At 32.6% G+C, this 20,660-nt stretch carries 20 protein-coding genes and 1 pseudogene; 10 read left to right on the forward strand and 11 right to left on the reverse strand.

Annotation, left to right across the window (positions count from 1 at the left end; all coding sequences use genetic code 11):
* Positions 1-6 precede the first annotated feature (6 nt).
* The 4 genes from Q0921_RS03395 to Q0921_RS03410 form a co-directional block, all read right to left on the reverse strand.
* Positions 7-2,232: a DUF5916 domain-containing protein gene (locus tag Q0921_RS03395; RefSeq protein WP_299253305.1), complete on the reverse strand. Its 2,226-nt coding sequence runs from the start codon at positions 2,230-2,232 to the stop codon at positions 7-9.
* Positions 2,233-2,375: 143 nt separating this feature from the next.
* The gene (gene gap, locus Q0921_RS03400; protein ID WP_299253307.1) at positions 2,376-3,365 is read right to left on the reverse strand and encodes a type I glyceraldehyde-3-phosphate dehydrogenase; all 990 of its coding nucleotides are present in this window, start codon (positions 3,363-3,365) and stop codon (positions 2,376-2,378) included.
* 82 nt (positions 3,366-3,447) lie between these two features.
* Positions 3,448-4,128: a DUF2461 domain-containing protein gene (locus tag Q0921_RS03405; protein WP_299253310.1), complete on the reverse strand. Its 681-nt coding sequence runs from the start codon at positions 4,126-4,128 to the stop codon at positions 3,448-3,450.
* Between the two features lie 47 nt (positions 4,129-4,175).
* A complete protein-coding gene (locus tag Q0921_RS03410; RefSeq protein ID WP_299253313.1) occupies positions 4,176-5,060 on the reverse strand; it encodes a dienelactone hydrolase family protein in 885 nt (294 codons plus the stop codon).
* Between the two features lie 295 nt (positions 5,061-5,355).
* Here Q0921_RS03410 and epsC point away from each other — a divergent pair, with 295 nt between their 5' ends.
* From epsC to pulA, 4 genes and pseudogenes are all read left to right on the forward strand, one after another.
* A complete protein-coding gene (epsC, locus tag Q0921_RS03415) occupies positions 5,356-6,147 on the forward strand; it encodes a serine O-acetyltransferase EpsC (protein WP_299253316.1) in 792 nt (263 codons plus the stop codon).
* Complete coding sequence (gene cysM, locus Q0921_RS03420; protein ID WP_299253318.1) at positions 6,147-7,031, forward strand: cysteine synthase CysM; 885 nt, start codon at positions 6,147-6,149, stop codon at positions 7,029-7,031. The genes epsC and cysM overlap by 1 nt, the downstream gene beginning before the upstream one ends.
* A 65-nt stretch (positions 7,032-7,096) precedes the next feature.
* On the forward strand, positions 7,097-7,792 hold the full coding sequence (locus Q0921_RS03425) for a hypothetical protein (protein ID WP_299253320.1): 696 nt from the start codon (positions 7,097-7,099) through the stop codon (positions 7,790-7,792).
* Positions 7,793-7,804: 12 nt separating this feature from the next.
* Positions 7,805-9,082: pseudogene (gene pulA, locus Q0921_RS03430) on the forward strand (type I pullulanase); the annotation flags it as partial.
* Between the two features lie 54 nt (positions 9,083-9,136).
* On the opposite strand, the gene Q0921_RS03435 reads toward pulA, so the two are convergent.
* Positions 9,137-9,814, reverse strand: coding sequence for a class I SAM-dependent methyltransferase (locus Q0921_RS03435; protein WP_299253322.1), 678 nt, complete (start codon positions 9,812-9,814; stop codon positions 9,137-9,139).
* 355 nt (positions 9,815-10,169) lie between these two features.
* Between Q0921_RS03435 and Q0921_RS03440 the strand changes: the two genes are divergently transcribed.
* Positions 10,170-10,541 (forward strand): VOC family protein, encoded by a 372-nt coding sequence (locus Q0921_RS03440; RefSeq protein ID WP_299253324.1) that lies wholly within the window; start codon positions 10,170-10,172, stop codon positions 10,539-10,541.
* Between the two features lie 110 nt (positions 10,542-10,651).
* Positions 10,652-12,766, forward strand: coding sequence for a DNA helicase RecQ (gene recQ / locus Q0921_RS03445; RefSeq protein ID WP_299253326.1), 2,115 nt, complete (start codon positions 10,652-10,654; stop codon positions 12,764-12,766).
* Between the two features lie 9 nt (positions 12,767-12,775).
* Here the strand turns inward: recQ and Q0921_RS03450 are convergent, their stop codons facing one another.
* The 4 genes from Q0921_RS03450 to Q0921_RS03465 form a co-directional block, all read right to left on the reverse strand.
* Entirely contained in the window at positions 12,776-13,429 is a 654-nt protein-coding gene (locus Q0921_RS03450) for a hypothetical protein (protein ID WP_299253328.1), read from the reverse strand.
* Positions 13,430-13,514: 85 nt separating this feature from the next.
* Positions 13,515-14,648, reverse strand: coding sequence for an NAD(P)/FAD-dependent oxidoreductase (locus Q0921_RS03455; RefSeq protein ID WP_299253330.1), 1,134 nt, complete (start codon positions 14,646-14,648; stop codon positions 13,515-13,517).
* A gap of 3 nt (positions 14,649-14,651) precedes the next feature.
* Entirely contained in the window at positions 14,652-15,302 is a 651-nt protein-coding gene (locus tag Q0921_RS03460) for an MOSC domain-containing protein (RefSeq protein WP_299253332.1), read from the reverse strand.
* A complete protein-coding gene (locus Q0921_RS03465) occupies positions 15,299-16,096 on the reverse strand; it encodes a tRNA pseudouridine(38-40) synthase TruA (protein ID WP_299253334.1) in 798 nt (265 codons plus the stop codon). Before Q0921_RS03465 ends, Q0921_RS03460 begins: the two co-directional genes overlap by 4 nt.
* 152 nt (positions 16,097-16,248) lie before the next feature.
* Here Q0921_RS03465 and Q0921_RS03470 point away from each other — a divergent pair, with 152 nt between their 5' ends.
* Both Q0921_RS03470 and Q0921_RS03475 read left to right on the forward strand, forming a co-directional pair.
* Positions 16,249-16,626 (forward strand): LysM peptidoglycan-binding domain-containing protein, encoded by a 378-nt coding sequence (locus Q0921_RS03470; protein WP_299253336.1) that lies wholly within the window; start codon positions 16,249-16,251, stop codon positions 16,624-16,626.
* 213 nt (positions 16,627-16,839) lie between these two features.
* The gene (locus Q0921_RS03475) at positions 16,840-17,160 is read left to right on the forward strand and encodes a hypothetical protein (protein ID WP_299253339.1); all 321 of its coding nucleotides are present in this window, start codon (positions 16,840-16,842) and stop codon (positions 17,158-17,160) included.
* A gap of 33 nt (positions 17,161-17,193) precedes the next feature.
* On the opposite strand, the gene cmk is transcribed toward Q0921_RS03475, so the two are convergent.
* Together cmk and porQ are read right to left on the reverse strand one after the other, a co-directional pair.
* Complete coding sequence (cmk, locus tag Q0921_RS03480) at positions 17,194-17,895, reverse strand: (d)CMP kinase (RefSeq protein ID WP_299253341.1); 702 nt, start codon at positions 17,893-17,895, stop codon at positions 17,194-17,196.
* A gap of 2 nt (positions 17,896-17,897) precedes the next feature.
* Positions 17,898-18,914: a type IX secretion system protein PorQ gene (gene porQ / locus Q0921_RS03485; RefSeq protein WP_299253343.1), complete on the reverse strand. Its 1,017-nt coding sequence runs from the start codon at positions 18,912-18,914 to the stop codon at positions 17,898-17,900.
* Positions 18,915-19,229: 315 nt separating this feature from the next.
* Between porQ and Q0921_RS03490 the strand changes: the two genes are divergently transcribed.
* Together Q0921_RS03490 and Q0921_RS03495 are read left to right on the forward strand one after the other, a co-directional pair.
* Positions 19,230-20,264: a rod shape-determining protein gene (locus Q0921_RS03490; RefSeq protein ID WP_299253345.1), complete on the forward strand. Its 1,035-nt coding sequence runs from the start codon at positions 19,230-19,232 to the stop codon at positions 20,262-20,264.
* An 83-nt stretch (positions 20,265-20,347) separates the two neighbouring features.
* Entirely contained in the window at positions 20,348-20,659 is a 312-nt protein-coding gene (locus Q0921_RS03495; RefSeq protein ID WP_299253347.1) for a helix-turn-helix transcriptional regulator, read from the forward strand.
* Position 20,660: the final 1 nt, after the last annotated feature.

Genomic DNA, 20,660 nt, shown 5'->3' on the forward strand with positions numbered 1-20,660 from the left:
TACTTTTTACAAATTTAACCAATATGTGATTTTTAAGACTATAGAACGAGTACGTACATCAAATCCAAAACGATTCATAGGATCTACATCTCCAGTTAAGTAATTATCCGTATATACCAGAATCAGATCAGATACTGGTGCGAACCTCCATTGAATACGAGCATTGATGTTGGTATTATCATCTTGCGAATTATATTGTGCAAAAACGGAAGTAAAAAGACTTTTGGAAAAAGTATAGTCTATTCTTGGACTAATCAAATAGGTTTCTCTCGTTCCATTCAAATGTGGTAAATCAAAAACGTTTACAGCATAGTTTAAGGAGAAGAACCCCTTAGGCTGAAAACGTACATTAAAACCACCTCTAGTACCATAACGCCAACCATTAAAATATTCTCCAATGTATGGGCTCAAATTCCAACTGAATACTTTTCTTCTGTCACTTCTATAATTTCCGGTAAAACTAACCCAAGAAAAATCTTGATTAGCTACAAGCTCCTTTGAATCAGTACCTGTAGGATCAAACGAATCGAATAAATATACATAGCTATGATTCAGGTTAAATCCAAAGTTAGATCTTTGAGTTAGCTCTGCTCCCCATCCAACGGATAAAAAATGATCCGTTTTACCAAATCCTGGTCGCCAAAAAATATCTGCTTCTACTCCGTAACTATGATTATTCAAAAAATCATTCTGTGGGTAATAACGTAGTTCTGCATTAGGACTTATCCTGAAATAATCAGTTCTCGGTACGAATCCAACTTCTGCATTAAAATCTTCATGAACATATTCATGTTTCCAAAAAGCTCCAAACTTTCTTGTATTATAATTTATAGTAGTTCCCTGAGCAAAAGCTATTTCCGTATCAGGAGAGAAAGTTCCATGAACAAAACTTTTACCAAACCAAGTATTACTTCGTGTAGAATAATTATAATCAATACCGACCATTCTATTATAACGATTAATATCTAATGTATCCAAATTTTCATCAAAATTAACTGCTTGTTTATTGACCGCAATGACTCCGATATTAGATCGCACCCCTATTTTCCGCTGTACAACGGCTACCCCAAAGTTGGTTCCAGGTATGCCCTGTTTTTTACTAGATGCGGTTTGCATATTTAGCAAACCTATTCTCGTCTTAGGGTCCAGTTTTCCACTAATACGCAATCCAGCATAAATTCTGTTCTGTGCTAATTGTTCTGTAACGACATCCTCTGCTGCTCCAATACGTCTGGAAAAGAATGGATTAATATTAGAAAAACCAAATTGCCCAAAAAGATCGGCATTTTCTAAAAAAAATTGCCTTCGTTCCGGAAAGAAGATTTCAAAACGATCAAGGTTTGTAATCTGCTCATCTACTTCTACTTGAGAGAAATCCGGATTTACGGTTAGATCAAGATTCAATCCTGGTGTCAAAGCAATCTTGGCATCACCACCAACTTCAAAGATCTCATCAGTAGGAGTATCATTTTCATAGTCTTTATTAATTCCCGAAGATATAAATGGTATTAGAGAAACCGCGCTACTTTTGGTTGTCAAATCTTCCTCCCATATCATATCCGAAGTATAAGCTAGCGTAAATACAACCTGATTACGAGGTGTGCCGGGAAACGTACTAATCTCATTAGACTGTGTATCGAAACGGTAGCTTGTAAAACCCCACTTTTTTGAAGGTATTGGATATCTGAATGTGCTAAAAGGAATTTCTAACTCAGCGGTGTAATAACCATCAAACTTCTTAGCTTTTCCTTTCCACTTATTATCCCATGAAGTAGAAAAGTCTTGAGACATATTTCCTCCATTACTAATAGTTCCTTCTCTTAAAACACCTTCTGGGTTAATTCCAAAATAAAAAGCATTTGTTTGATCATCAAAAGTATCAAACAATAATGTGATATTATCATTTCCTCCTGCTCTATAATCTCTTCGCAAAGATTCTACAACCCAATCATTTCCTTTCGCATAACATTTAATCCCTATATACAAATTCTTTTTATCCGTACACATATAAATCTCTGTTTGTGCAGCAGCAGGCAAAGAATCATTAGGAAAATATTGAGCAAAATCATTTGCTGGAGTTAATTTTGTCCAAATAGCCTCATCTAATTGGCCATCTATATTCATAGTTTCACTTGTTGTTCCTACTACAAAAGATTTTTTTTTAGAATTGTTTGATTGAGCAAAATTTTGATATCCGCAGCCTATGCAGATTAGAATGATCCAAAACCTCATATTGAAACTTTCGTATTAATTTATGATACTTGCTTGTTTTTAATATTGAATTCTTAAAAATAGAATACAAAAATTAACTTTATGTTAAAATTATTACAAACAAGCAAGTACAGGCTTTGGAAAAAGTAAAATTTAATAAACTATTATAATTCTAAAATCTGTCGAATCATTTGATTAGTAAAACCCCATTCATTATCATACCAGATCATTACCTTAACTAAATCACCATCTACAACTCTGGTCATAGACGCATCAAGAGTAGAAGCATATGGATTCATCTGAATATCTGAAGAAACGATAGGTTCATAAGTAACATCCAATACTTTAAGATATCTATCTGTATTCGCTTCTTTCTGAAGTATTTCATTAATTTCTTCTGCAGTAGTATTTCTTTCCGAAATAAATGTAACATCACTAATAGAACCTACAGGAACCGGCGTTCTAATGGCTATACCATCAAACTTACCTTCAAACTGTGGTAACGCTTTAGTCGTAGCAACGGCTGCACCCGTAGACGTAGGTGTAAGATTGACTGCCCCTGCTCTACCCATTCTTGGGTTTTTCTTAGAAGGTGAATCTACTAATGTCTGTGATGCTGTATACGCATGAATTGTATTAAGAATGGCTTTTTTAATTCCAATGGTTCTTCCTAATATCTCTACAACAGGGCTAATATTATTAGTAGTACAACTTGCACAAGAGAATATAGCAGTCTTTCCATCTTTAGTATTCACTCCGTGCACAACCGTTGGCGTATCCTTACTTTTGGTTGGACCAGAAATAACAACGTTAGTCGCACCTGCCTTTATATGCTTCTCAGCATCTTCTCTATTTGTAAAAAAACCTGTACTTTCTATAACAATATCAATGTTATTTTCTTTCCATGGAAGCTGTTCAGGATCTCGCTGATTAAAATATAATATTTTTTGACCATCAACATGTAAATGATCTTCGTGAACACGAACTTCTTTATCATAAATACCATACACACTATCATATTTTAAAAGATACTGTGCATTCTCTATAGACATTAAGTCATTTACAGCAACCACTTGTAAATCTGGTTCTTCCATAATGACTTTTAGCGCTGCACGACCTATTCTTCCGAATCCATTAATTGCTATTCTTTTCATATTTTTTTACTTTTTTGTTGGTTTAAAATGTGGTTATAAATACTCTATAGTTGTCGTTTAAAACAACTAAAAATTACATATACTAATCTATTAATGACACTCCATTTAAATCAGTCGTCAATACATCACTCATATAATCAAAATATGGGCGTAATAACTCAAAATGAGACACTAGTTTGTCGAGAAAATCTGGAGCAAATACTTCTTTATCCGAAAACTGATGATTTACAAAAAATGATTTGTTTTTAATCAAATCAATAGAAGGATGATCTTTGCTAAAACCTTTTGGAGCAGTTTTAACCTGATATGTTTCGTCAAATCCTCCAAATGCTTTATTGAAATCTGAATTGGCCAAGATCTGTCTAATTTCTTGATCATCCATCTCAAATTCTTTACGTATACGAAGCAAATCCTTAGGTTCTGGGCTAAAAAAACCACCGGCCATTAAAGAATTACCCGGTTCTAAACGCAGATAATAACCTCCTCGACGATGAGCTCCTGCCCTACTAAAACTTACACTTCTATGAACATTATAGGGTGTTTTATTTTTACTAAAACGAACATCACGATTGATCCTAAAAACCTTCGTCTTTTCTATTTCATCATGCTCATTAAGTCTCTCTACAACGGAAGCATAAAAACTTTTTAACTCCTTTTCATTGGTTTGATATCGTTTTTTATGTTCTTGCATCCAATCTCTATGATTGTTTTTCTTTAGGTCTTTTAAAAACTCGAATGCCAATTCGGGAATTCTAATCTGCATACATTTTGATTTAATTATTGAATCTTTAATTTATTGACACGAATGTTTTATAGTAACTTTTCTTTAAAAAATTGGATGGTACGGTTCCAAGCCAACTCTGCTGCTTCTTTATCATATCTTGGAGTACTCGTATTATGGAAGCCATGATTTACTTCTGGATACGTATAAGCAAAATACTCTTTGTTTTCCTTTTTCAGAGCTTTTTCATAATCAGGCCAACCCTCATTGACGCGTTTATCTAGACCAGCAAATTGCAACATCAACGAAGCTTTTATTTTATCAATATTTTCTTTGGGCTGACTTCCATAAAAAGGAACTGCAGCAGATAGATCCGCTATTTTTACAGCCATCATATTAGAAACCCATCCTCCAAAACAAAATCCCACCACTCCAATTTTGCCATTACATTCTTCATGATTTTTTAGATATTGATATGCCGCTATAAAATCTTCTAACATTTCATTTCGATCTCGTTTTCTTTGTAGTGTTCTTCCTTCATCATCATTACCTGGATATCCTCCTAGAGGGGATAAAGCATCTGGTGCAATGGTAATAAAACCATCCAACGCTGCTCTCCTAGCAGTATCTTCAATATATGGATTTAAACCCCTATTCTCGTGCACTACTACAATCCCTCCTAATTTTTGTTTTATACCTGCGGGTTTGGAAAGTAAGGCTTTAATTTCTCCTCCGCCTTTTTCAGCATTATACGTAATGTAATTAGAATCTAATTTAGCATCATTTTTATCGACCAACAGGTTATCTACATAATTAGGCATTAAAAAACTCATCAAAGAAGGAATTGTAATTCCTCCTACAGCATAAATACCCAACTTTTCAATAAATTCTCTTCTCTGAATCTTATTATGAGCATACTCATCATATAAATTGAACACCTCCTGTTTGATATCTTCCTTTTTGAGTTTTTTCATAATTTGTGTAATTCTTATTAAATAAATTAAGGTTTTTTCTAGTACGGACTCATGATTAGCTTTATTTACGCACAAAAAAATGTAGACCGAGCTTCTTTTTTGTAAACCTTTTATAAAGGTAATTGATCTTTAAAGAATATCAAACCCTCCTAACTTTTTAACCAAATTTTATGGATTACTATCAATTCACGCTGTTCTTTGTTATTATTATTGTAAAAATGTAAGGAATTATGGCATATTACGACGATTATATTCTTTATTCTATATATTTACTAGACTTTTCAAAAAAGGCGCAATGACGAAAGCAAAAGATCAAATCATAGCTAAAATTGAGGAACAGAAAAAAAATCCCAACCTTAGACTAAAGCTAAAAGAAAGAACCGAGTATTTTACGAATCTACTTTTCTATACCTTATTCGATTCGGACACCGAAGTGAAAAAGAATATTGATATTTTAGAGCAAACTTTTTTAGAACTAGTTGATCTTGCCTGCTGGGAAACTGAAAAACCTTGTAGTAGTATTTGGCAATCTTATTTAGAAAAATTACCAGAGGTTTTGCAAAAACTAAATAAAGATGCGGACTCTTTTATAAAAAGCGATCCCGCGGCTAATTCTATTGAAGAAGTTTATTTGGCATATCCTGGGTTTTATGCAATCGCAATATACCGACTAAGTCACGAACTATTAAAGTTTGGTCTACCATTGATTCCTAGATTAATGACTGAGTATTCCCATAGGTTAACAGGTACTGATATCAATCCGGGTGCAGAAATTGGAGAATCGTTTTTTATCGATCACGCTACAGGAATTGTTATAGGAGAAACAGCAATTATAAAAAATAACGTAAAAATATATCAAGGTGTTACGTTAGGTGGTCTATATGTTGATAGGAAACTACGCAACGTAAAAAGACATCCAACGGTAGAAGATAATGTAACCATTTATGCCAATGCAACTATACTTGGCGGTACAACAATAATTGGTGCTAATAGCACTGTTGGTGGTAATGCATGGATTACATCTTCTGTCCCGGAAAACTCTATTATATCAAATACTTCAGAAATCAAGATCAAAAAAGTTGTTTAATGTCGCATAGCATTTTAGACCTTATCGGAAATACTCCTTTAGTTAAGGCCACTTCCATAATTAAGAACCCGAATATTACCTTATATCTAAAACTAGAAGGACATAATCCTGGTGGAAGTGTAAAAGATCGTGCAGCCTACAACATGATCAAATCTGCATTAGATCGTGGCGATATAGATCAAACCACTAAACTTATTGAAGCAACTAGTGGAAATACAGGAATTGCACTGGCTATGATTGCTGGAATTTTTAAATTGAATATAGAGCTGGTAATGCCTGAGAATTCTACAAAAGAACGGGTGCAAACAATGCGCGCATATGGAGCAAAGGTTACACTAACTTCTGAAGACGTCGGTATCGAAGGAGCACGTGATTATGCTGAAGCTAAAGTAATTAATGATGGCTACGTTATGCTTAATCAGTTTGCCAATGATGATAACTGGAAAGCACATTACAAAACAACAGGGCCAGAAATCTGGAAAGATACTAAAGGTGAGATAACTCACTTTGTTTCTTCTATGGGAACTACTGGAACTATTATGGGAACTTCTACGTATCTAAAAGAACAATCTAAGGCGGTACAAATAGTTGGTGTACAACCCACGGATGAATCCAGAATTCCCGGGATCCGAAAATGGCCAAAAGAATATTTACCAAAAATTTTTAATCCAAATAAAGTCGATCAAGTTATAGAAGTTAGTCAGGAAGAAGCTACAGAAATGGCTAAAAGACTAGCAAAAGAAGAAGGTGTTTTTTCTGGGATGAGTAGTGGTGGTTCTGTCACAGCAGCATTAAAACTATCAGAAACCCTTGATAGTGGAGTTATAGTAGCCATCATTTGTGATCGCGGAGATCGATATCTAAGCTCAGATTTATTTTCGTAAATGATCCATTTTTAAAACCTATAGTTAACCAACCATTACCATTTACAAACCATAAGTATAAACATATGAACCGTATTTTCATGTACTGTTTTATCTCGTCCATTATAATTTCTTGCTCCAAAAAGAAACCAGTATATACTAGTTTTGAAGAGTATCCAACACCCGTAGAAACTAATCTTTGGATTGATTATTCTAAAGAGGTGACTATTTTTAAAATATGGTCTCCGGTTGCAGAAAAAATACAACTTCATTTATACAAAGAAGGTAATGGTGGAGTACCCTTGGAAACCAAAGCGTTGAAACAGGAGGAAAAAGGTATATGGACTTTACAGATTGATAAAGATTTACACCGTACTTATTATACATATCAAACGATGATCAATGGTAAATGGCTAGAAGAAACCCCCGGTATTTATGCAAAAGCTACTGGAGTAAATGGTAAAAGAGCTATGGTTTTGGATTTTGAAACGACAAATCCTGAAGGATGGGATCAAGATAAAAGCATTACTCTTACATATCCAAATGAAGCGATTATTTATGAACTTCATATAAGAGATATGACAGTACATCCGCTCTCTGGATCCAGTAAGCCTGGTAAATATCTAGGATTAGTCGAAGAAGGCACTAAAAGTCTTGATAGCCTAGCTACTGGAATAGATCATCTAAAAGAATTAGGGATCACTCACGTACATCTTTTACCAACGTATGACCACTACTCTATTGATGAAACAAAATTAGATACACCACAATTTAATTGGTGATATGATCCGCAAAACTATAATGTCCCAGAAGGTTCGTTTTCTTCTGATCCGTATAAAGCCGAGGTAAGAATAAAGGAATTTAAACAAATGGTTAAGACATTTCATGATAACGGAATCGGAGTCATTTTAGACGTAGTCTATAATCATACTGGAAGAACTGAGGATTCTAATTTTAATTTAGAAGTTCCTGGTTATTATTATCGTCAATGGAAAGATGGCAAACCTTCGGATGCTTCTGCCTGTGGAAATGAAACTGCTTCAGACCGAGCAATGATGCAAAAGTATATTACAGAATCCGTAGCATATTGGGCAGAAGAGTATCACTTAGATGGTTTTCGTTTTGATCTGATGGGAATCCACGATACTGAAACTATGAACAAAGTAGCCAAAACGGTAAAAACTATAAATCCAAATATTTTTGTTTATGGTGAGGGATGGACTGCTGGTGATTCTCCACTACCAGAAGAAAAAAGAGCTCTAAAAAAGAATACATTGGCTATGCCTCAAATTTCTGCTTTTAGTGATGACTTACGCGATGGACTAAAAGGTTCTGTTTTTAAAGAAGAAAGTACAGGTTTTGTTAGTGGAGCTAAAAATGAAGAAGAATCCGTAAAAATGGGAATTGTAGGATCAATAAAGCATCCACAGATTGATTACACAAAAGTGAATTACTCAAAAGCTCCCTGGGCAATTGAACCGTGGCAATCAGTATCCTACGTTTCTTGTCACGATAATCATACTGTATTCGATAAACTAAAAGTCTCTAGAAGAGATGCAACAAAGGATGAGCTTATTTTAATGCAAAAACTTACGAATGCGATTGTAATGACCTCTCAAGGAGTTGCTTTTATCCATGCTCGAGCAGAAATGTTACGTACTAAAAATGGAGAACATAACTCTTACAATCTACCAGATAGTATCAATCAGATAGATTGGAGTTGGAAAAACACACATGCTGATGTCGTTACTTACTATAAAAACCTTATTTTACTTAGAAAAGCACATCCTGCTTTCCGAATGACGAATGCAAATGATGTGAGAATAAATTTAGAGTTTAAGGAAGAAACAAATGGATTAATTGGTTATCAGATTAAGAATAATGCTAATAGCGATAAATGGAAAAACATTCTTGTAGTATATAATGCTAACCCAAAAGTTGCAGCGTATGAACTTAATGAAACTTGGCAAGTAGCGGTTTTAGGAGACAGCTTTAGTCTGGAGGGAACAAAAAGTGTAAAAAACAAGGTAACCATACCTCCTATTTCAATGATGGTTTTATTTCAGGAATAACGTAATTATACTTTTGAATATAATTAATACGGATACATCCAATCAAGATACTGTTTAAAAAATGGTATAAAGCGTCGTTATTATAACTCCTTTATTATTATTTAAAATAGTAGATAATAACTGTTTTTCTTCTTTTACCTTAAAATTAAATGGTGGGGCTAATAAATTCAAACCACTTTGTTTTTTTAGTCTAATTCCTTGCCCAGAAATAATTTCTTTATTGGGCTCAAAATCTCCTTCAGGCACATGTTCTGTTAAAATAATATATTTAAAATTAGTTAACTTACTTAACGCTCGCTCTACTTCAGTGTTGGATAAATGTTGTAACACCTGTCGCAATAAAACACAATCCCCAGAAGGCAAATCATCCTTAGTGATATCTAAACAATGAAATTCTAAATTTTCTTCCTTAAATTTTCCTTTGTTATACTTTATAAGCTCAGATACAATGTCAATTGCAATATACTTTTTAGTATGCTTTACCAATTGTTTTCCAACATTAAAATCTCCACAACCTAAATCACAAACAGTGATAGGCCTTTTTAATGTTTCAAAAAACAATATCAAAATATCTATATATGGGTTTACTATTTCAGGATTATGCGATCCCTCCCCTGAATAAAAGCGAGAATTATTACTCCCCCAAAGATTTTTTTCATAAATCTGTTCCATCGCATCTTTAGTTGGCCAAGGTTTCTTTTTTATTTTAATTTCATATCCTCCCTTTTTCATAAACATTCTATTAGTATACACAAAGTATAAAAGATACCTTGTAATTGTTCAAATATAATATCCATAGTCCTGAAAAATGTAACAAATATTACTATTTTCATATTAATAATAAATATATAAATTATCAATATTAAGGTCAATACGACTAAAAAATACATACACACAATAGGGTATAACAATTTTAATTATTCTGTGGTTTATAATAACCGCTTTTATTCACAATCATTATCATTAATTTGTTTTCTATTACATAAATACTTTTGCCAACTTAAATTTAGTATCTTTCATTAGGTCAAAAAATTGAATAAACCATGGTGAAAGCAATTAAACCATATAAATCAAAAATCACTAAAAGATGAAATTAGGAGCTTTTTCAATAAGTCTGAATGTAAAGGATATAAAGGTGTCTAAAGAATTTTACGAGAACTTAGGCTTTGAAGTTTTTGCAGGAGATATAGAAAAGAATTATTTGATAATGAAAAATGAAAACTCTCTGGTTGGACTTTTTCAAGGAATGTTTGAAAACAACATCCTGACTTTCAATCCTGGTTGGGATACTGGGGCTAATACGCTCAAAAATTTTGATGATGTAAGAGAAATTCAAAAGTATTTGAAAAAGAAAGGCATAAAGTTAGAACAAGAGACAGATGAAAATTCTAGTGGTCCAGGAAGCATTGTAATAACTGATCCAGATGGAAATACAATTTTATTAGATCAACATATCTAATACCAATTTCAAAGTTAAATTGACCTCATAGTTTTAAAAAACTCAAAGAAGTTAATAAGCTATGTCATTATGACTTATTTTTTGAAGTCATTTTTCCTTTCTTTGCAACTATGCCAGAACAACAACAAATTCTAAGCACTTTAAAAGAGTATTTCGGATACGACAGCTTTAGACCGTTACAACAAGAAATCATTGATTCTATATTCGAGGGATTGGATAATATGGTTATCATGCCAACTGGTGGAGGAAAATCAATCTGTTACCAATTACCCGCGTTATTACTTCCCGGTATCACCTTAGTGATTTCTCCATTAATTGCATTAATGAAGGATCAGGTGGATGGGTTGCGAGCCAATGGTGTGCAAGCTGCTTTTGTAAATAGTAGTCAAAACGAAAATGAACAACAAGAAATATATCAAAAGCTTCTGGATAAAGATATTAAGCTACTCTATGTTGCCCCTGAGAGTTTGAGTTTTTTGGACACAATACTTTCACAAATTACCATAAGTTTAATTGCTATTGACGAAGCGCATTGTATATCGGCGTGGGGTCATGATTTTAGACCAGCATATACACAACTTGGATACTTAAAAAACAGGTTTCCTGATACTCCAGTAATTGCGTTAACTGCAACAGCAGATAAGGCAACCCGACAAGATATTTGCAATCAACTAAACATACGTAATGCAAAACAATTTTTAGCTTCTTTTGATCGTAAAAACCTTAGCTTAGAAGTTCGTCCAGGAAATAAAAGAATCGAACAGATTATGGCTTTTCTTGAAGATAAACCTAACGATGTTGGTATTATCTATTGTTTAAGCAGAAAAACAACAGAAATGTTGGCAGAAAAACTCCAGAGTCAAGGATTTATTGCCGAAGCTTATCATGCTGGTATAGATCATAAGAAAAGAGCTGAAGTACAGGAAGGTTTTATAAATGATACCGTACAAATTGTATGTGCTACCATTGCTTTTGGTATGGGAATCGATAAATCTAATGTTCGCTGGGTGATTCATTATAATTTACCAAAAAACATAGAAGGGTATTATCAAGAAATTGGACGTGCCGGTCGCGATGGACTACCTTCTTCTACTCTACTATTTCACAGTTATGCTGATGTAGTACAATTACAAAAATTTGCAACTACATCTGGCAATCAAGAAGTGCAAATGGCCAAGTTGGATAGAATGAAGCAATACGCAGATTCGCTTAGTTGTCGGAGAAAAATATTGCTAAGCTATTTTGGAGAATTAATTGAAGAAGATTGCGGCAATTGCGATGTCTGTAAAAACCCTCCAAGTTTTATTGATGGAACTATTATCGCACAAAAAGCATTATCTACAGTAGCAAGAATTAAAGAGGAAGAACCAATAGGAACTGTAATTGATGTTCTTAGAGGAGCTCAAAACGCAATGGTATTAGATAAAGGATATCAAAACCTGAAAACCTATGGCATTGCTAATGATATTTCTTGGAGAGATTGGCAGCAATATATTATACAGTTGATTAATTTAGGATATCTAGAAATTGCTTTTCATCTTAATAACAAGCTTAAACTGACTTCACTTTCTAAAAAAGTACTTTTTGAGGATGAAAAAGTTAGTTTAGCAAATCTTGCAGAATTTGAAAAAATTAAAGAAATAGCCGCTCAACAGGTTAAAAAAATAAAAGCAAGTACATTGTTCGATAAGTTACGTGAACTGCGCTTAGAACTAGCTAAAGAAGCTGGTATACCAGCATATCAAATTTTTAATGATGCATCCTTAAAAGAAATGGAAAAATCCAGACCTATGAGTGATGATGATTTCATGCAAATTAACGGTGTAGGTAAACTGAAAATGCAAAACTATGGATACCAATTCATAAAAGCTATCATTGACTTTTCTGCAGAAAAAACTAAAAAGAAGAAGAAAACCAATAAAAATAAAGGAAATTCTCATAAAGAAACCTTGAACCTGTATCAGAAAGGATTATCAATAGAAGAAATTGCGCAAGAAAGAAAATTAGCCCAGTCTACCGTCTTTTCTCATATCATGAAATTATACAATGATGGCGAAGACATTGATCTAAAACAATTTATAAATAAAGAAGATATCATTTCGGTAAAAGAAGCAAAAAAAGTACTGGATAATCCAGAAACCTTAAAATCCTATTTTGAACATTTCGAACAAGCCATGGATTACAATACTATTAAACTGGCTTTGACAATTTTGGAAAACGAATAATCATAATAGTTAATTTTTAGTAATCGGAATCATATGGTAAAATGGCCCATGATCACAACCATCAGTGACTTGAGCTAGACCTGTTTCTATCAAAAACATCTTATGTTTGATAGAAAAATAAATATTTACTAAGGCTTGATACAGCAAACAATTTTCATGCATATCAGAGCCTCCATTACAACAAAAACCATGTGATTGTATTTGAGGTAAAGAGAATTTTTCACTTCTATACACCCTATCAGATACATTGACTTCTAAATATATCTTATTATCAATTGGATCTACCATTTGATTAAATTTCAGAACCTCTTTTAATGCGTAATAGTTATCACTTTCTAATAGTTTTTTCACATTTTCATAAATAGATTTTTGTTCTGCAACCGTAAATTGACCGGCTTCTTCGCTTGGTGACAGAATTATTTCATTTAACAATTCTCCATCTATGGAACGTATCTTTTGTAACGAAGACCCTAAAGCTAAACAACAAGAATATTCACTATAGATAATAAGATAATATAACCCATCTTCAGAAACTGCGGGAAAATTATCCAAAACCAAATTATCTCCATAATGGTCAACAAAAGGTTTGAAGGTTTTTTCTTGAGCGATTAATAACTTACTCGTAATTAACAATAACAGAAAAAGAAATAATTTATGTTTCATCAATTTCTAACATCAAATTAGCTTATAAAATATATTTCAAACTTCTTAAAATATTTATCTTAATCATACGCTGTAAACAGTGATATTACTTATAACTTTTCAAAATATCGGCTACAATCGTTTTAGAATCATTAAAGATTGTTCCTAGAATCCCACCAAGTTTGTAGGTATCAAAACCAACAAAAAACATGCCTTTATGTTTTCCTTTTCCAATTATATTTTTAGGAATACCATATTTATCTAATAATCCTTCTGTATTTTCTATAAACTGTTCTATTTTAGCACGATATCCAGTGGCAAGAATTACAACATCTGCCTCTAATTTAGTTCCATCTTTTAGCCGTACGCCCTTCTCATAAAATAAGTCTATATCGCCTATCACCTTTATTTTACCCGATTTTATTTGCTTTACTGTGCCCAAATCAATAATCGGTGTTTTTCCAGTTTGTTTTAGATGAATAATAGGATCTTTTTTAGAAATTGAAATTCCATACTTAGAAAGATCACCAATAATAAATCTTCTTACTTGCTTACCAATCCATCTTCCTAATCCGAAAGGTAACTTCTCTAATTTTTTAGCTGTAGTTTGAACAGGTCTGCCATTAATATCTCTAGGAACAATAAGCAATGAACTTCTTACAGAAATGGTTACATCAATATCGTATTCACTAAGATCAAGCGCCAATTCGGCACCTGTATTTCCCATTCCTACTATCAATATTTTCTTTCCTTTAAAAGGTACTACATTTTTATAATTTCGACTATGAATAATTTCTCCTTTATAATCTTCCTGATTCTCCCAAACAGGATAGAAAGGGACTCTATTTACACCAGTAGCAAGAATAACATTTTCTGTGTGGTAGTTTTGTTTATTAGTGATCACATTCCAATGATCCTCTTCCCTCTTTATAGATTGGACTTCAATATTAAATTGAGGATTTATGTCAAAATGCTTAGCATAATCCTCATAATATTGAGCTAGTTTGGCTTTCGGAACATATCTAGGATATTCATCAGGAAATTCTAAATGAGGTAAATGCGAAAGTTCTTTCACCGTATGTAATAATAACCTATCATAGTGATGATGCCAACTCCAAGCTATTTTATTTGTTTTCTCAACTATTTCAAAATGAATATTTTTTTTCCTAAAACGCCCTGCAATTGCGAGACCTGCTGGTCCTGCTCCAATAATTAAATTTTTAATCTCTTTAACTTCCATAACTTACTCAGAAATAGAACTTCCATATCGATTCAGTATACTTTTTTTATTATTTACAGTAACAAAAGGATTATCAAGTGCCCTTTTTGCTAAAGCTAAATGTGAGTTTTGATCGTATAATAAGGCATACATATCGCGAATCGATATTCCTTCCTTATGCATTTCTTTTGGTATCAGAATGTCGTCTATTTTGACTTCTCCAGCAGTCAAAACTCTTAGATATACACCTGGCATCATTGCTTTAATAAACTGTTTTAAAATAGTTTGCGTTCCAAAACGCACTCCTAGTTTAAAACAAGGTTGTCTTGGTTGAGAAACCTGAACTATAGCATTTCCTAATTGATATACATCCCCTATTTTAATAAGACGCTCATCAAGACCTAAAACTGTTATATTTTCACCAAACATGCCATAATTCCATTTCAGATCAGGATATTTTTCTTTCCAATATGGATAATGTTCTGCTGCATATAAATAACACGCTTTATCTACTCCACCGTGAACACGCCTATCAATAACGTGATCTCCTTTTACATCTTCTGTATCAAGAAAAATCGGTTTATCAACAGGGTATTTATAGATTCCGGTTTTCACTTCTTTTCCCCTCCACGAAATAGTTTGAGGTTCTCCAATATTAGTAGATACTACTTTCATGATATTTCCTTTTTAAGTGTTACAGAGTTTAAGATCAACCCAGAACCTGGAACAATATGTTCTAAAGTAATCTCTTCGGCCTTTGGATCTAATGTACGTTTAATAAAATCTATATCAGTTTTCCCTTTTCCTAAATCTAATAATGCTCCCATCATCAATCGAATTTGGTTTCTTTTGAACCCTTCTCCCTTTACTCTTAATAAATAACTCTCTTTGGGAAAAAAACTAGCTGTATATAATGTATTTCTAACTATTTCACATTGTGTGATCTCTCCCTGTAAAATGGTATGTTCATTCGGTCTATGGCAATATGATCTAAAATTATGCTTTCCTTCAAACAATTTAGCCGCCGTTATCATCAAACTAATATCCAGTTCTTCCATAACATTATACATAAATGGAGCACTAAAAGGATGGAATTTTTCTCCATAAGAAAACAGATATATATATTCTTTAATCTTAGGATGTTGTATAATATTAAAACGTTCGTCTGTTTCCTGTATACTGATTGCCCTTATATCCTGAGGTAAATTTTGATTAAATAAATCAAAAAAGTCCTTTAGTTCCAATGGCGTATGATCTACAAATAATTCTACATAAGCTTCATTTGCTGAAACTTTAGCATCTGTGCGTCCAGCTGCTAATATCTTAAAATCTTTAGTCTCCAATACATAATTTATAGTACGTTCTACCATTCGTTGTAAAGTATTCACTTTTGGCTGTTTTTGCCACCCATGATATCTAAATCCTAAATATTGAAGTTGAATGATATAATAGAATCGTTTTCGAAACATCTTAACTTTTATTTATAAGCATTCGAATATAGATAAATTATGCATTTCATCGATTATAAGATGTTTTTTAATAAGAAAATAATATAAAATCAACTTTATAAATTATTATATTTGAGTAAATCTAAATAATAATTTAAAAAATCAACTTAGTTATGGTTAAAGCAAAATATCAAGATGTTTTGGATCTAGGACAAGAATTAAATATCCAAAATGGAGACGTTTCTGAAGATAATGGAGTCCTTAAAGTAAAAGGAACTGCAAATACTCAATATGAAAAAAATCAGCTTTGGGATAAAATAAAAGAAATCGGAGGAGAAGCTCCAGCGGATATTGTAGCGGATATTGATGTAGCAGATAACTCTATATATCACAGACATACAGTAAAAAGTGGAGAATCTTTAAGTAAAATAGCAAAGCATTACTTTAAAGATCCTATGAAGTACAAAGAGATTTTTGCTGCAAACACTCATATTCTTAAAAACCCTGATGTTATTCATCCTGATCAAGAATTAATTATTCCTAATCTATAAGATACATTTTAGTACATATTTTATATACAGAGGCTTTCCAAAAATTATTGGAAGGCCTTTTTTTCGCTAAATATTCATTGAAAATTGTAATCATCATGATACCAAAAGAATAAAACATAGGTGTTTGTTAAAAAATACTGGTCAAAAACAATAAAATGCTTAACTTTGAGGTTTTACCGTAATAAACGTCCCGTCAAAAATTTGTAAATAATTATGAAATCAATTTTATTTTCATTCTTCTTAATGTTCACAATATTTGGTTATGGGCAAGCTTTATCCAAAACGAAAATTATTTTTGAATCCAAAAAAGTTGTGGTAATGAACAACGGTAAGGAATATAAGATTCTTAAAGAAACGCCTTTATATGCTGTAACTGATACGTCTATCCCCTTAAGATATATTATCAAAAACAAAACACTTATTCTCAATCGAGTACTATTGGTTAAGGAAGCGGACGAAAAAAAAGAACTTATAGAATGGATAAAAGGAAAAATGACATTCTATGAACTTAGAGAATCTAAAGACTCAGAGTAAATTTAAAGACAATTTTTACTATTTTGATCAGTGTTAATTAGCTTTTTTAGCAATTGCACCGTTTGCTATAGTTAATATTTGATCAAATTGTTCTACAAGAGTAAGATTAGAATTATCAATTACTACAGAATCTTCAGCTTTACGAAGAGGAGAGTCTTTTCTTGTACTATCGATATGATCTCTATTAACTACGTTTTTCAGAACATCTTCATAAGTTACATTTTCACCTCTTTCTAAAAGTTCATTATATCTTCGTTCAGCCCTATCTTTTGCAGTTGCTGTCATAAATAATTTCAATTCTGCATTCGGAAAAACAACTGTTCCAATATCTCTGCCATCCATTACTATTCCTCTGTCTTTACCCATCAATTGCTGCTGTTCTACTAACTTTTTTCTAACCATTGATATAGCAGCAATAGGGCTTACTTGTCTAGAAACTTTTAATGTTCTTATTTCTTTTTCAACATTTTCATCATTAAGCATTACTTCTGCAAGTCCTGTTTTAGAACTAACTTCAAACCTAATATTAATTAAAGGAAGGCTCTTTTCCAAAGCTTTGCTATCAATTTCAGATTCATTGATAAACTTATGTCGCATCGCGTATAAAGTAACTGCGCGATACATAGCTCCAGTATCCACATAAATATACCCTAATTCTTTTGCCAATTGTCTTGCTACAGTACTTTTACCTGTAGAAGAATGACCATCTATTGCAATGATTATTTTTGTGTCCACTATTAAAGATTTACATTTACACCAAAAGTACTAGAAGAAGCTGCAGAATTATAACGAGCATAGGAATAAGCAAATTTAAATTTTCCGAGTTTTAAAGAAAAACCGCCGCTAAGTCCTGCAAAAGATCGTTGATCCACTATCCTTAATTCTTCTGATCTTCTGAAATTATATCCCAGCCGGATATTAAATCCACTTTCTGGAAAAAACTCCAGTCCTACTACAACGTGCCGTAACGCATTATTAAAAAAACTAGGATCATCTGGTTCCACATTTCCTTCTAAATCCGTAATATCACGCGCAGGATTTTGGAATGCAACATCCCATACCTGCAGATTTTCAAGAGTCAAATTCCATCGAATAGGTACATTTTTTAATGTTTGAGCAAAGCCCATATCCACAGATAATGGTAAATCTTCTCTTGTATTTTCATACGTAGTAAATTGTGTTCCTAGGTTACGAACTGCCAATCCAAAATCAAATTTTGAATCAGGATTATGATATATCAATCCTAAATCTAATGCTCCTCCTAAAGATGTATATTGTTCTAACTTAGAAGAAATAAATTTTCCACTGGCACCTACATGAAAATTCGAATTAGGTATGGCATACCCATATCCCAAGGATATTGCTACTTCACCAGCTCCAAAATCTCCAGTTTCATTTCCAAATTCATCAAAACCATCAAACTTACCATAATTTATATAGGTAATTCCGGCATGAAATACTCGTCTTTTTTCACCAAAAGCTTTTGCATATGACACCGATCCGTAGTTAACATCAGCAATATAATTCACGTAGTTTACAGCTAATTGATTATCCATTTCAATATTAATTGCCGCTGGATTAAGCATCGCAGAAGTGGGATCCGAATTATAACCAGTAACATACTTACCACCTAGTGCTGCCTGTCTTGGTGATGAAACCAAATTCAAGAATTGATAGGTATATCTCCCTCCTATTTGTGAATAGGTCAAAGCGGTAAAAAAAAGTATTACCAGAAATATGTATTTACGCATCATTAGCAGCAAAAATAAAAGAAACTATCTGGAAAACGATAGTAAGTGATAAAAATTTTACGAGGCATTAAATAAAACCTAAGACATACTTAAAAATAATACCGGATAAAAATTTATTAACAGTTTTGCTCTACCTATTATTAAATCATATTTTTAAATAAAAATTCAAACAAAACACTAACTATCAGATACTTAAAAAACAACCAACAATATTATATCTATATAAGAGTTATCATGGATTAGCAACCCAAATGTATGAATATGATCGAACTATTATATATTTATACAACTCAAATCAATCTAACTTAACTAACAACTATGGGCTTTTTTGATTTTTTAACTGATAAAATAGCAGTAGACTTAGGAACAACTAACACTCTAATAACACACAAAGGTAAAATAGCAATTGATGCTCCTTCGATTATTGCTGTTAACAGAATTAGCGGAAAAATAATTGCAGTCGGAAAAGAGGCAAGTTCTATGCGGGGTAAAATCCACAAGAATATTAAAACCTTTTATCCACTAAGAAATGGAGTCATTGCTAATTTTGATTTATCTGAAAAGATGCTCAAAATTCTCATCAAAAGATTATCGGACATAAGCAGTGCTATTTTTATTAAATCTTACAAAATGATCATAGCGATTCCATGTGGAATTACTAAGGTTGAAATGAGGGCCGTAAGGGACTCTGCAAGACGTCTTAATGCAAAGAAAGTATATTTAATTGCAGAACCAATGGCTGCAGCCATTGGAGCCGGAATTGATGTGTTACAACCTAAAGGTCATATGGTTATAGATATTGGAGGTGGTACCACAGAAATTGCAGTAATAACACTTGGTGGAATTATATCTGGTCAGTCTGTAAAAATAGCGGGAAATGTTTTTAACGATGATATCATTCAATATGTAAGGGAAAATCATAGTTTACATATTGGAGAAGGTACTGCTGAAGATATTAAAATCAAGATAGGTTCTGCAGTAGATATTTTAGAATCACCACCAGAAAAAATACCTGTACAAGGTAGAGATATGCTGACAGGTAAGCCAAAACAAGTCTATATCACTCATAAAGAAGTTGCGAAAAGCATTGATAAATCTATTACACAGATAGAAAATGCAGTACTAGATACTTTATCCGATATTCCTCCTGAGATTTCTGCAGATATTTACAATACTGGTATTTTTTTAACAGGAGGTGGATCTATGTTAAGAGGTCTTGATAAAAGATTCTCTAGAACCACAGAGTTACCAGTATACAAAGGAGAAAATCCATTGGAAGTTGTTGTCAAAGGAAGTGAAATCGTTCTGAAAAACCTTAATAGATATACCAATGTCTTAATAAAACACACATGACATAATTTATACTTTGCAAAATACTTTGAACAAAATTATGTTAACCAAACATATTTATAAAATTAAATATGTATATTTGACCTGTGAATAAGGAAAAAGTATTAGAAATAAAAAAAGCTTTAGCTAATTCTACCAGATTGGATATACTAAAGTGGTTAAAAGATCCAAATTCTAATTTTCCGCCACACGCAGAATTAGGACATTTCGATTTTGGGGTTTGTGGCCAGTTAATTCAGGATAAGTCAGGCTTGTCGCAGCCTACTATTTCTCATTATCTAGCTACTATGAACAAAGCTGGTTTACTTACACCCACTAGACATGGAAAGTGGACATATTTTAAAAGAAATGAAGAAATTATTCAAGAATATATTACCGAAATAAAAGATAATCTATAAA

Source organism: uncultured Aquimarina sp., from assembly GCF_947496855.1.
GTDB lineage: Bacteria > Bacteroidota > Bacteroidia > Flavobacteriales > Flavobacteriaceae > Aquimarina.